This window comes from Isoptericola sp. NPDC056578, from assembly GCF_042793275.1.
GTDB lineage: Bacteria > Actinomycetota > Actinomycetes > Actinomycetales > Cellulomonadaceae > Isoptericola.
This window is the reverse complement of the sequence record NZ_JBHTVC010000021.1, coordinates 1-13356: the sequence shown is the minus strand read 5'-3', so window position 1 is coordinate 13356 and position 13356 is coordinate 1. Positions and strand designations below refer to the sequence as shown.

General features: G+C 74.3%; 8 protein-coding genes. All 8 read right to left on the bottom strand.

Annotation, left to right across the window (positions count from 1 at the left end; all coding sequences use genetic code 11):
* Positions 1 to 55: 55 nt before the first annotated feature.
* The 8 genes from ACFQ80_RS10355 to ACFQ80_RS10320 all read right to left on the bottom strand — a co-directional run bounded on the left by ACFQ80_RS10355 (position 56) and on the right by ACFQ80_RS10320 (position 13173).
* On the bottom strand, positions 56 to 3481 hold the full coding sequence (locus tag ACFQ80_RS10355) for an ATP-binding protein (RefSeq protein ID WP_430563597.1): 3426 nt from the start codon (positions 3479 to 3481) through the stop codon (positions 56 to 58).
* The gene (locus ACFQ80_RS10350; RefSeq protein WP_430550101.1) at positions 3478 to 4215 is read right to left on the bottom strand and encodes a DUF4194 domain-containing protein; all 738 of its coding nucleotides are present in this window, start codon (positions 4213 to 4215) and stop codon (positions 3478 to 3480) included. The genes ACFQ80_RS10355 and ACFQ80_RS10350 overlap by 4 nt, the downstream gene beginning before the upstream one ends.
* Positions 4212 to 5774 (bottom strand): DUF3375 domain-containing protein, encoded by a 1563-nt coding sequence (locus ACFQ80_RS10345; protein ID WP_430550102.1) that lies wholly within the window; start codon positions 5772 to 5774, stop codon positions 4212 to 4214. Before ACFQ80_RS10345 ends, ACFQ80_RS10350 begins: the two co-directional genes overlap by 4 nt.
* Before the next feature lies 1 nt (position 5775).
* Positions 5776 to 8712 (bottom strand): leucine--tRNA ligase, encoded by a 2937-nt coding sequence (gene leuS / locus ACFQ80_RS10340; RefSeq protein WP_430563596.1) that lies wholly within the window; start codon positions 8710 to 8712, stop codon positions 5776 to 5778.
* A 43-nt stretch (positions 8713 to 8755) separates the two neighbouring features.
* Positions 8756 to 9421: a vitamin K epoxide reductase family protein gene (locus tag ACFQ80_RS10335; protein WP_430563595.1), complete on the bottom strand. Its 666-nt coding sequence runs from the start codon at positions 9419 to 9421 to the stop codon at positions 8756 to 8758.
* Between the two features lie 79 nt (positions 9422 to 9500).
* Positions 9501 to 10718 carry an MFS transporter gene (locus ACFQ80_RS10330; protein ID WP_430563594.1) on the bottom strand — a complete coding sequence of 406 codons (1218 nt, stop codon included), beginning with the start codon at positions 10716 to 10718 and terminating at the stop codon, positions 9501 to 9503.
* A gap of 112 nt (positions 10719 to 10830) precedes the next feature.
* Complete coding sequence (locus ACFQ80_RS10325) at positions 10831 to 11556, bottom strand: metal-dependent transcriptional regulator (protein ID WP_430550106.1); 726 nt, start codon at positions 11554 to 11556, stop codon at positions 10831 to 10833.
* 27 nt (positions 11557 to 11583) lie between these two features.
* Positions 11584 to 13173 (bottom strand): metallophosphoesterase family protein, encoded by a 1590-nt coding sequence (locus ACFQ80_RS10320; protein WP_430563593.1) that lies wholly within the window; start codon positions 13171 to 13173, stop codon positions 11584 to 11586.
* Positions 13174 to 13356: the final 183 nt, after the last annotated feature.

Genomic DNA, 13356 nt, shown 5'->3' with positions numbered 1-13356 from the left:
GTCACGACAGTACACACGCGTCGCTCCCCCGGCGCGGCCCGGCGCGGAACGCCGGTCATTCCCCCACGAGCGTCACCAGCCGCGACCTGCCGGTCGCGTCCTTGATGGCCTGCAGCACGACGTCGGCGTGCGGCTCCAGCGCGCTGACCTTGTCGAGCGGCGCGCCCACGACGAGCTGGAATCCCAGCCCGCGCCACGCGCCGACGGCACGGCCGGCGAACCGGGCGTCGGCCTTGATGAAGGCCTCGTCGAGGAAGACGGGTGCGTACCGGGGGCGCTCCGCCCCGGCGTCGCCGAGCTGGTAGCGCAGGGCCGCGCCGACGATGAACGCCACGAGCTCCTGCGACTCGCCGCCGGACTTGCCGGCGATGTGGTCGTAGACGCTCACGTGGTTGCCCTCGAGGTCCACGCACTCGGCGCTGACCCGCACGTGGTCGCGCACGTCCACGAGGCGCCGCCGCTCGGGGCTGTCCGGACGGATGCGGTCGATCAGCCGGCGCATCCTCTCGTACCGGCGCTCGTGCTCGGCGAGCGGGACGTCGCCCGCCGGCGTGGTGGCGAGCTCGCGCAGCCGGCGCCGGAACGAGACGACGTCCGAGGCCTCGACCGGGGTGGCGGTGATGCGCAGCCGGTGGGCGTCGTCGCGGAACGGCAGCGTCGCGAGGATCGCGTTGACCGGCTCCATGCGGTCGCGGATCTCCGCGACGGCCTGCGCGATGCCGTTGTTCAGCCGGGTGAGCTGGTCGCCCGACATCTGCCGCAGGTGCGCCGACCACCGGTCGCGCAGCCGGTACAGCTGCTGGTACTCCAGGTCCTCGTAGATCCGCAGGAAGTCGGCGTACGCGCCGTCGGGGTCGGCGCTGCGGTTCGGGTCGGGCCAGGTGTCGTTGAACCGCTCGAACAGGGCCGCGAGGGCCGCACGCGCCGCGCGCTCCGCCTCCTCGGCGGCGTCCCGCGCGTGGTGCAGCTCGCGCACGACGGCGGCCACGGCCGTGGTGAGGTCCGCGAGGCCGCTGCCCGACGCGCCCGCCACTCCGGACCAGCCGACCTGCGCCATGAGCTCGGCCAGCCAGAGCTCCTGCTCGCCGGTGAGCTCGACCCCCTCCTCGTCGGCAAGGTCGACCGCGTCCGCGACCTGGTCCACCTGGTCGCTGAGCTGCTCCCACGCGGCGCCGAGCTCGGTGACACGCTGCTGCGCGGCGGCCCGCTCCCGGTAGAGCTCGTCGACGCGGGCGCGCAGGGCGTCCTCGTCCGCCTTGAGCGCGCGCAGCACGTCCGAGCCGGCGACGAGCGCCTCGAGCCGGTCCCGCCGCTCGGCGAGCCGCTCCTCGGCGCCGCGCACGTCCACGTCGTCCCAGGTGGCCCGCAGCGCGTGGCTGTACGCGACGAAGTGGTCGGCCTCGCCCTTCTGCCGCAGCCGGGCGCCCGCGAGCGCCTCGGAGGCCTGCCGCAGCTCCTGGTGCGCGCCCGCGATCTGCTCGGCGAGCTGCTCGAGCCGCCGGTGGTTGCTGAAGCCCAGCGCCGACGCCCGGCCCTGTCCGCCGTGCGCACCCCGCCGGCCCTCCGACGTCTGGCCCGACCGCGAGAGCGCCAGGTCGTGCCGGGCCAGCTCGGTGGGGTCGTCCACGCAGACGTAGGCGAACCGCTCCGCCAGGCGGCCGGCGAGCCAGCCGCCGAAGGGCCCGGCCTTGACCTCGAGCCGCCCCGGGAGCAGCGCCCGGTCGGCCTCCTCGTACAGCGCGAGCCCGGTGGCGACGCCCTCGAAGCGCACGCGGACGGGCGAGCGGACGGCGTCGATCGCGGACCGGAACGCGTCGAGGCGCGCCTCGTCGACCAGCACGGTGACGGCGAAGCCCCCGAGGGCGAGCCCGATGGCGTCGCGCCAGGGCTCGTACTCGCCGCGCACCTCGAGCAGCTCGCCCACGAACGGCAGGTCGTCAGGGCGCAGGCCCGCGGCCCGCGCCAGCGCCTCGCGCGCCTCGTGCAGCTCGCGCGGCACGTTGCCGCGCCGCGCCTTGAGCGACGCTTCCTCCCGTTCCAGCTCGGCCAGGGACCGCATCGCCTCCTTCTCGCGCGCGGCGGCCTCGACGACGGACTCGGACAGCGCGTCGGTGTGGGTGTCGCGCTCGTCCAGGTACCGGCGGGCGTCGGCGTGCAGGGCCTCGAGCTCGCGCCGCGTCCCCGCGTCCCGCTCCAGCGGTGCCAGGTGGCCCTCGAGCTCGGCGCGGGCGCGCCGGGCCTCGGCCAGCCGCTGCTCGGCGGTGCGCAGGTCGCGCTCCGCGGCCTCGATGGCGTCGCCGCCGTTGCGGCGCTGGTCGGCGCGCACCTGCTCCAGCTCGCCCTGGGCGGCGGTGAGCCGCTCCTCGGCGACGGCGACCCGCTCGGCCGCGGCCTTGTGCTGGGCCCGGTTCTCCGCCTCGCCGGCCCGCAGCAGGTCGAGCTGGGTGCGGTCGCGCCAGGCGGTGAACGGCGTGGTCCGGGCCGACTCGGTGCCGGGTCCGGTTCCACCGGCGCCGCCGTCGGGTCCGAGCGCGTCCACGAGACCGCGCCGCGCCGCGGCGTCGTCGATCGCGACCCGGTGCTCCAGCATCGGTCGCAGCACGTCCACCTGCCGCTGCGCCGTGTCCATCTCGGCGCGCACCTCGCTGAGCTCGTCGAAGTGCTCGACGGCGCGCTCGGCCACCCGGATCGTCTCGGGCTCCTCCAGCACCATCGCCTTGTAGAGCGAGTCCACGGTGGTGATCTGCTGGCCGGCCTGGATCCGCCCGAGCAGCTGCATGGCCTTCTCGCCGTCGCCCGCGGCGCCGATGCCGAGCGCGGCGTGCAGGCGGGTGGCGAACGCCTTGTCCGTGTCGAACGACGCCAGCCCGGCCGCGGTGAGCCCGGCCTTGCCGAACCGCTGGGCCGCGAGCGGCTCGAGGTCCCGCAGGCTGAAGTCCGCGTCGACGACGGCGCGCACCGCGACCGTCTCGTCGGCGCGCTGTGCCCCGCGGGGCACGTACCAGGCCCGCAGCGCCGTGAACCGCTCGCCCGCCTGCGAGGACCACGTCATCGCGATCGCCGACCAGGTGTCCGACGTCTCGCCGCGCAGCACGCGGTCCTTGGCCCGCGCGGACCCCGCCGTGCGCTCCTCGTCGAGCTTGCCGCGCGCGTAGGAGACGACGTTGCGCTGCTCCTGCCCGCGCGCGCGCCCGCTCGTGGCCGTGTTCGACGCGCCGTTGAACGGCGTCGTGTGGCTCATCATCAGGGCGATGTACGCGTCGAGCAGGGTCGACTTGCCGGACCCGGACGCGCCCGTGAGCAGCGTCGTCGTGCCCGCGAACCGCACCTCGTGGTACCCGTGGTAGCCGCCCCAGCTCACCAGCTGCATGGAGCGCGCCGTCCACTGCCGCCCGTCCGACGCCGTCGGGATGAGCCCGAACAGCGACTGCTGCATCCGGGGTGGGGCGACCTGCTCCGCCGCGTCGCTCGTGATCGTCACGCGCGGGCCTCCTCGTCCTCGTCGACCGCGTCGGTCTCGTCCTCCGTGGTCTCGACGGGCTCGACCGCCGGGTCGCGCAGCCACGACGTCAGCTCCCGCAGCCGCTCCACGGGGAGCAGGATCTCCACGACGGGCTGCACGCGGTAGCGGCCCTCGGCGACCTCGTCCAGCACGTGCTCGCGCACGAGCGTCGCGACCGCGTTGTCGACCTCGCGCCGGCGCGCGGCCAGGTTGGTCTCGTCCGCGGCGAGGAACCCGAGCGCGTAGTCCACGAGCTCCTCGGCGTCCACGTGCGCGGCGCGCTCGCCCGCGCCCTGCTCCTGCCGGAAGCGGTTGCGCGCGAACAGCATGAGCAGCGTCTCGACCCGCTTGTACGGCTCGTCCTTGAGGAGCACGGGGATGCTCAGCCCCGCCTCGCGGACCTGCCGCTTGTAGGCGATCTCGTAGTCGCGGTCGACGACGAGCTCCACGAACAGGTCGTGGCAGCGCGAGGCGAGCACGTTCTGGTGCGCCAGCAGCGCCTTCCACTCCGCCGGGTGCGCCGCCGCGGACAGGTAGCGCCGCTGCAGCACCAGCGCGAGCGCGCGGCGCGCCTCGTACGGCAGCACGCCCGTGTCGCCCGCGAACAGCGACGCGTCGTCGTCGGCCAGCGCGGGCACCTCGACGAACGCGGCCCCGCCCACCACCGGCTCGGTCGCCGGCTCGGGAGCCCGCTCGGTCGTCGTGTCGGTCATGCGTCCTCCTCGTCGTCGGGCGCGTCGCCGGGAGCCGTGAGGCCCACGAGCGGCACGACCAGGTCGCGCGTGCTGCCGTCGGCGCGCACGGCCGTCACGCGGCGCAACCGTGCCGCGGGCACGTCACCCATGCCGCCGTCGCCGCCGAGCGCCTCGTCGAGCGCGTCCGGCGCTGCCAGCTCGAGGTAGCCCAGCAGCTCCACGGGCCGACGCAGCTCGGCCGGGCCGGCCGCGAACACCTCGTCGGCCGTGGCCCCGCCGCGCTCGCGCAGCACCCGCGCCGCATGGGCGACGGTCTCCTCGTAGCGCGGGCCGCCCATGCCGCGCAGGCCTCCCAGCACCTCCCCCGGCGCGCCCGCGGCGTCGTGGCCGGGGTCGTCGAGGTCGGCCAGCGCGTCGGGCGGCGTGTCGGGGCGCAGGTCGTGCAGCTGCGCCCGGAACCGGCCGAGACGCGCCCGCTCGAGCCAGCGCAGCGGCTCCACGCGCGCCGCCCGGCCCGACGTCGGGAACCACTCCGCCATCGCCGCGGTCGCCTCGCGCAGCGCGGCGTCCAGCTCGCGGTCGCGCAGCGGGTTGTGCACGGTGAGCTGCTGCGTGATGGTCCGCGACGCGCGCGCCTGCGCGTCGAGCACGCCGTCGACGGCGGCGAGCAGCTGGGAGTACAGGGCCCGCACGGACTCACGGCGGTCCGCGGGCAGGTCCGCGGCGAACGGGTGCGCCAGCACCGCCCGGACCCGCTCGTCGACCTGGCCGAGCAGCTGCGGGTCGCGCAGCAGCTCCATCGCCCCGGAGAAGGCGCGCCCCTCGGGCGTGCGCTGCATGAGCGAATCGGAGGCCTCCAGGTAGGCGCCCAGCACCTCACCGGTCGGGCGCTCGTCCTGGCGCAGGCCCGTGACGATGCTGCGTTGCAGCTCCGCGATCGACTCGGCCACGCGGGCGAAGTCGGCGGGCAGCTCCCGGACCAGCGCGGCCACGTTGTCGAACTGCTCGACCAGCCGGTCGGTGGGCGCCTGCACGACGGGCCCGCCCGCGTCGAGGCGGGCCAGCTCGGCCTCGGCCACGGCGATCTCGTCGCGCGCGCGGGCGACCTGCTCCCGCAGCGCCCGCTGCTGCGACTCCCGGTCGGGTCGGGCATCGCGCGCGAGCCCGTCCAGGGCCACGAGCAGCGTGCGGATGCGCGACTCGCTGACCAGGGCGCGCGCCCCCTGCGTCCGGTCGACGAACGCGAGCGCCTCCGCCGCGTGCGAGCTCACCTGGTACTGCTCGACGCCGTCGTCGTCGAGCGCGCGCACCAGCCAGCGGCCCGCCACCCAGCGCGAGCAGAGCGCGCGGGCGGCGTCGTCGGGCACGTCGTGGCCGGCGGCGCGCGCCTCGGCGAGCAGGTCCTCGACCTCCACGTGCATCTGCTCGGTCGGCACGGTGGCGCGGCCGGGCGTGAAGATCAGCGACAGCAGGGCGACGACCAGCGGCCCCTCCTTGCGGTGCAGGAGGGCGAGGGAGGGCGTGCCGAAGGCGCCCTGGCTGCGTGCCAGGGCGCCCTCGAGGCGGACGGTCGCCAACTCAGACGACGATGTTGACGAGCTTCGGCGCGCGCACGATCACCTTGCGCACCGTCGCACCGTCGATGGCGCGGACCACGTTCGGCTCCGCCAGGGCGGCGGCCTCCAGGTCGGCGTCCGAGATGGACGGTGCCACCTCGAGACGCCCGCGCACCTTGCCCTTGACCTGCACGACGCACGTCACGGTGTCCTCGACCAGGTACTGCTCGTCGGCGGTCGGGAACGGCTCGCGCGCCAGCGAGCCGTCGTGCCCGAGCCGCTGCCACAGCTCCTCCGCGATGTGCGGGGCGATCGGCGCGACCATGAGCACCAGCGGCTCGACCGCCGCGCGCGGCACCCGCTCCAGGGACGTGAGGTGGTTGTTGTACGTGATGAGCTTCGCGATCGCCGTGTTGGGCCGCATGTGCTCCATCTCGACGCGCACGTCCGCGATCGCACGGTGCATCGCCCGCAGCGTGGCGGTGTCGGGCTCGTCGTCGGTCGCGACGAGCGCGCCCGTCTCCTCGTCCACGACGTTGCGCCACAGCCGCTGCAGGAAGCGCTGCGACCCGACGACGGCGCGCGTCTCCCACGGGCGCGACAGGTCCAGCGGGCCCATCGACATCTCGTACACGCGGAACGTGTCGGCGCCGTACTGCTCGTACATCTCGTCCGGCGTGACGACGTTCTTCAGGGACTTGCCCATCTTCCCGTACTCACGGTTCACGGGCTCGCCCCGGTACGTGAAGCCGGTCTGCTCGTCGCCCTCGACCTCGCCGGCGGGCACGTAGGCGCCGCGGGAGTCGGTGTAGGCGTAGGCCTGGATGTACCCCTGGTTGAACAGCTTGCCGAACGGCTCCAGCGACGACACGTAGCCCAGGTCCAGCAGCACCTTGTGCCAGAACCGCGCGTACAGCAGGTGCAGCACCGCGTGCTCGACGCCGCCGACGTAGAGGTCGACGCCGCCGGCCGGGCCGGACGTCGCGTTGTGGCGCGGGCCCATCCAGTACGACTCGAGCTCCGGGTCGACGACTGCGGTGCCCTTGGCGGGGCCGTCGGTCGAGTCGGTCGGGTCCAGGTAGCGCAGGTAGTACCAGCACGACCCGGCCCAGTTGGGCATGGTGTTGGTGTCGCGGCGGTAGGTCTTCGGCCCGTCGCCCAGGTCCAGGGTGACGTGCACCCACTCGTCGTTACGGCCCAGCGGGGCCTCGGGCGAGGAGTCCGCGTCGTCGGGCTCGAAGGTGCGCGGCGCGTAGTCGGGCACGTCGGGCAGGTCGACGGGCAGCATGTCGGCCGGGATCGCGACCGGGCGGTCGTTGGAGTCCCACAGGATCGGGAACGGCTCGCCCCAGTAGCGCTGCCGGCTGAACAGCCAGTCGCGCAGGCGGTACGTGGTCGTCCCCTCGCCGACGCCGCGGGCGCTCAGCCACGCGGTGATCTTCTCCTTGGCCTCGGCCACGCCGAGCCCGTCCAGGCTGATCTCGTCGTTCGAGGAGTTCACCGCGACGCCGTCGCCCGTGTACGCGCCGGCGAAGTCCTCGGGCAGGCCGCCGGCGGGCTCGACCGTGCGGATCACGGGCAGCTCGAACGCCTCCGCGAAGTCGAAGTCGCGCTGGTCGCCGCCGGGCACCGCCATGATCGCGCCCGTGCCGTAGCCCATCAGCACGTAGTCGGCGGTGAACACCGGGACCGTCGCGCCGTTGACGGGGTTGACGGCCAGGTGGCCGGTGAAGACGCCGGTCTTCTTGCCCGCGTCGGCCTGCCGCTCGACGGCGGTCTTCGCGGCGGCCTCGCGGCGGTAGGCGGCCACGGCCTCGACGGGCGTCGCGTGCCCGCCGGTCCAGACGTCGCGGGTGCCGTCGGGCCAGGACGCGGGGACCTCGTCCAGCAGCGGGTGCTCGGGCGCCACGACCATGAACGTCGCGCCGAACAGCGTGTCCGGGCGGGTGGTGAACACCTCGACCTGCGCGCCCGCGCCGGCCGCGTCGTAGTCGCTGGTGCCGACGACGTCGAACCGGACGTTCGCGCCCGTGGAACGGCCGATCCAGTTGCGCTGCATCGACTTGACCTTCTCCGGCCAGTCGATGAGCTCCAGGTCGTCGGTCAGGCGGTCGGCGTAGGCCGTGATCCGCATCTTCCACTGCCGCAGGGACTTCTGGAAGACGGGCATGTTGCCGCGCTCGGAACGGCCGTCGGACGTGACCTCCTCGTTGGCCAGGACCGTGCCCAGGCCGGGCGCCCAGTTCACGGGCGACTCGTCGACGTAGGCCAGCCGCTGCGCGTCCAGCACATCGCGCCGCTCGTCGTCGGACAACGCGTCCCACGACCTGCCGTCGGCCAGCGTGCGCTCTCCCGAGGCGTACTCGGCCTCCAGCTCGGAGATGCGTCGCGCACGGCCCTTTCCGCCGTCGGCCTCGGCGTCGTACCAGGAGTCGAAGATCTGCAGGAAGATCCACTGCGTCCAGCGCACGTACTCGGGGTCGATCGTGGCGAACGTGCGACGCGAGTCGTGCGCCAGGCCCATGCGGCGCAGCTGACGCTTCATGGTGACGATGTTCTGCTCGGTGGTGGTGCGCGGGTGCTGTCCCGTCTGCACCGCGTACTGCTCGGCGGGCAGGCCGAACGCGTCGTAGCCCAGCGCGTGCAGCACGTTGTCGCCGCACATCATGCGGAACCGGCCCACGACGTCCGTGGCGATGTAGCCCAGCGGGTGCCCGACGTGCAGCCCCGCCCCGGAGGGGTACGGGAACATGTCCATGATGAAGAACGGCTGGCCTGCGGCGTTCCGGCCGTCGCCGTCCGTGAGCGCACCGTTCGGGTTCGCCGCCCAGAAGGTGCCGCGCTCCTCCCACAGGTCCTGCCAGCGCTCCTCGATCTGCTGGGCGAGGGCGGGCGTGTAGCGGTGGGTGGGCTCGGTCGGAGCCTCGGATCGGGCGGGTGCGGTGTCGGGCGTGCTCACCCGGCGAGTCTAACGGCCGGGACCGCACGACCCGGCCGGATATTCACACCCCGAAGGACTCGACCAGCGGCCCACCGACGGCCAGCAGCAGCCAGCCGACCGCGACGACGTACCCGATGATCAGGACCAGGCCGCGGTTGCGCACGACGGCGCGGCGCAACCCGTCGCTCGCCGGCAGGTGGCCCTCCTGCACGGCGTGCACCACCTGGAACCACAGCAGCGGCCACACGATGGTCCACACCACCATGCAGGCCGGGCACAGCCGCACCAGCGCGTAGAAGCTCGACCACATGAGGAAGAAGATCAGCAGCTGGGCGAGCACCGTCACCGCGAGCAGCGACCGGTGGTACCACCGCGGCAGCCGCGCCCCCGCGAGCAGCACCACGCCCGTGGTGATCACCACGGGGAACGCCGCGACCCCGATGTAGGGGTTCGGGAAGCCGAGCAGCGTGCCCTGCCAGGACATCATCGCGACGCCGCAGTCGAGGAAGACGTTGAAGCTGCAGCTCGTCACCCGGTTCGGGTCGAGCAGCTTGAGGTACTCCTCGATCGCCAGCCACGACGCCGCACCGAAGCCGATCCCGCCCAGCACGGTCAGCAGCACGCCGTACGCGCGGGCGGTCAGGCCGCGCGCGGGTGTCGCGGGCACGCCCTCCCCCGCCGCGTCGTCGGGGATGTCGTGGGTCTCGTCGCGCACGCTCGGGCTCACGGGCGCGACCGTACCGCACGTTCCTGGGGGCCCGGCCCGACGACGTCGGCGAAGCCCCGCCGGGACCCTCGGCGCCAGGTCAGCCCGCGTGCGCCACGCGCTGCCGGCCGAAGGCCAGCACCATCGCCAGGCCCACGAGAGTGAGCACGACGCCGACCCACGCGGGCGCGAGGTACCCGTAGCCCGCGGCGATGACGAGCCCGCCGAAGAAGGCGCCGCTCGCGTTGCCGATGTTGAGGGCGGAGTGGCACAGGGCCGCACCGAGGGACTGCGCGCGCGGCGAGAGGTCCATGAGCCTGGTCTGCATCGCCAGGCCGAGGGTCTGGGACGTGACGGCCAGCAGGAAGAGCCCGACGACGGCGGGCACGGGCGACGTCCCGACCAGCGCGAACAGGACCAGCGACAGGGCCGTGGCGACGAACCCGCCGACCACGGTGCGCAGCACGTTCCGGTCCACCAGCCTGCCGCCGAGCAGCGTGCCGACGGTCATGCCGACCCCGAAGACGGCGAGCACCCAGGGCACGGCGCTCTCGGACATCCCCGCGACCTTGGTGACGGTCGGTGCGACGTACGTGTAGACGGCGAACAGGCCGCCGAAGCCGATCGCACCCGCGGCGAACGAGATCCACAGCGGACCGTTGCGCAGCGTGCCCAGCTCCTTCCGGACGCTGGAGTCCACGGGTCCCCGCTCGGGCACGAAGCGCCAGATGCCGAGGAGGGTCACGGCTCCGAGCACCCCGATGACGACGAACGCGGCGCGCCAGCCGAGGTTCTGCCCCACCGCCGTCGACAGCGGGACCCCGACGACGTTCGCGACCGTCAGGCCGGTCATCATCATCGACACGGCGTGGCCGCGCCGGCCCGGCCCCGCCACCGCGGCGCCGACCGCGGCCCCGACGCCGAAGAAGGCGCCGTGCGGCAGGCCGGCGAGGAACCGCCCGACGACCAGGCTCTCGATACCGGGCGCGGCCGCCGACAGCACGTTCGCCACCGTGTAGAAGCCCATGAGGCACAGCAGCAGCCGCTTGCGGGACATCCGCGCGGCCGCGACGGTCAGCAGCGGCGCGCCGACCACGACGCCGACGGCGTACGCGGTGATCGCATGGCCCACCACCGGGTCGCTGACGCCCAGGTCCGCGCCGATCTGCGGCAGCAGGCCCATCGTGGCGAACTCGGTGGTGCCGATCGTGAACCCGCCGACGGCGAGCGCGAACAGCGCGGCCCCGACGTGCTCGGGGCGGGGTGTGCGGCCGGTGCGGGCCGTGGCGTCGCTCGCGGGCGTGGTCGTCGAGGTCACTCGCCTCTCCTCGGGATCGGATCGCGCACCAAGGCGCTCGAATCGTTTCGAGACGAGGCGTCGACGGCGGTGCGCCGTCCAAGCGCTCACGTCGTCGGGGAACCGGGTCAGCCTACGCGCGCACGACCCAGATGCGCGAGGCCGCCAGCAGCCCGAGATCCACGCCGACCTCGCGCCCGTCCGCCTCCCACGTCACGCCGACGGTCCCAGCGAACTCCCGCCGGGACGTCAGCCGCACCGGCAGGTCCAGGTCGATGCCGAGGTCGGCCAGGTACCGCAGCGCCTCGGGATCGGCGTCGGAGATCCGGGCGACCACTCCCCCGGCCCCGGCCTCGAGGTCCACCAGCGGCACCGCCTCGGGGCGCACCACCCGCCCGTCGGCGAACGGGATCGGGTCGCCGTGCGGGTCGCGCTCCGGGTGGCCGAGCCGCGCGGAGATCCGCTCGACGAGCCGGTCGGACACGGCGTGCTCCAGCACCTCGGCCTCGTCGTGCACCTCGTCCCACGCGTACCCGAGGTCGCGCACCAACCACGTCTCCAGCAGCCGGTGCCGCCGCACCATCACGAGCGCGTAGCGCCGGCCCAGCTCCGTGAGCCAAACCCCGCCGTACGGCTCGTGGCCCAGCAGACCCTGCGTCGTCAGGCGGCGCACCGTCTCGGAGACGGTGGACGGGCCCACGCCCAACCGGTCCGCCAGCAGCCCCGTCGTGACCTTCTCGTCCGACCACTCCTGCGCCGACCAGACCGCCTTGAGGTAGTCCTGGGCGACGGGGGTGAGCTCGTCCGGGTCGACGGCCTGCGGCGGCGTGGTGGGGCCTGGCGTGGTGGGTTCGGGCACGGTCCGAGCCTATCCGGGCGACCGCCCCTACGGCCCCGACGCCTCGTCGGCCGGCGGCACGACGTCGGGCACCGGCTCGCGCTCGCCCACCGTCGCCGCGCCGTCGGGCGTGACGCTCACGACCTGCACGTCGAGCATCCGCCGCGTCGCGGGGTCGAACCGCAGCACCGTCATCTCGGCCGTGCCGTGCAGCGGCCCGACGGTCGGCTGGTTGGGCGCCGCGCCGGCGGTGGAGCCGTTGACGTACCGGACGCCCTGCCCCACCTGCTCCGGCCCGGACCTGCTGTGCGTGTGCCCGGACACCTGGAACGGCACGCACCCCGTCTCGAGGGCGTCGAGGCCCACGGACGGCGTGTGGATCAGCAGCAGGTCGACGCCGTCGCGGTCCTCGCACGCGGTCGCGGCGAGGTCCGCCGCCTGCTGCTCCGGCGTCCGCTCGCGCGCGACGTTCGTGCCGACGCCGACGCGCGTCTCGAGCGCGTCCCGGTCCCCGAGGATGCGGACCCCCTCGACGTCGACCACCTGGCCGTCGAGGATCTTCTGGCCGTGCGCCGCCTCCTGGTCGGACGTGACCTGCGAGTCGTGGTTGCCGTCCGACACCACCATCGGCACCCCGCGCGGGACGGCCGAGGCGAACGAGTCGACGCAGACCTTCTCCACCGACGTGCCGTTCATGGTGGTGTCGCCCGCGTTGAGCACGACGTCGGCTCCGGAGCGTTCGATCGTCGTGCGGATCAGCGGCGTCATCCCCGTGTTGCAGTGCAGGTCGGAGATGACGACGAAGGTGACCGGCTCGTCCTCCGGGCCGCCGCTCGGCAAGGCGCGGGGCGGGACGGCCGGCACGGTGGGCTCGGCAGGACCCGGGGACGCGAACTGGGTGCCGGCCGCGGTCGCGGACGCGGCCGCCTCGGAGGCGAGCCGCGCGTCCCACGCGGCCGACAGGTCGTCGTCCGCGCTCGCGTAGAACTCCTCGTTGTCCTCGTACAGCTTGACGAGCTGCCCGCCGTAGGTGTCGATGACGCCGGCGAGGCGCCCGGTGATCCGCGCGCCCTCGAGCGCCGTCCCGGCGAAGACCGGCGAGGCGGGCTGCCCCTGGGCGGTGCTGCCGACGGCACCGGACGTCACCGTCGTCACGACGAGGGCCACGACCACCACCCCCGCGGTGATCTCCCCCGTCCGGGGGGCCATCGCGTCGGCGAGCTCACGTCGTCGCCCGGACCCCAGCAGCCAGCGCACGGCGAACCCCACCGCGACCACCACCGCGGCGGCGCCCAGCGAGCGCCACAGGGCGTTCTCCACCAGCGCCAGGGCGACGCTGCGCACGGCGACGTCCGGGCTGGAGAAGAACTGCAGGTAGCTCTCGAGGTCCTGGCTCAGTGCCGTGAGGGTGTTGGCCGCACCCACCGTGGTCAGGTCGGCGGGGATCTCCTTGACCACCACGTCCACGCCCAGCCCGAGCGGGAGGGGCGAGTCGATCTCCAGCGTGCCCAGCGGGCCGAGGTCGACCACGACCAGGCTGTCGTTGGTCACCGAGTAGACGGCCTCGTGGGGCCCGAAGCCGAGCTCCGTGGTGGCGGTGCTGACCCCGAAGACGAGGCACGCCACGGCCGCGGTCACCCCGGCGAGGGTCCAGCGCACCCAGCGCGGCGGCGTCCGGCGCGTGCGTCTCGTCCGCCCGCCGGGCGGCGTCTCGTCCGTGGTCACCGCCGCGGCGGCGGTGGCGGGCCCCCCCGGCGCGGCCGCGCCGGGGGGCCCCGACGGGGGCGCGGGGGGGGGACGCGTGTTAAAATAAAAAGACAC

Coding starts and splice junctions, on each gene's coding strand:
- ACFQ80_RS10350 (WP_430550101.1), bottom strand. CDS start 4,215: ATGACCGACACGACGACCGAGCGGGCTCCCGAGCCGGCGACCGAGCCG.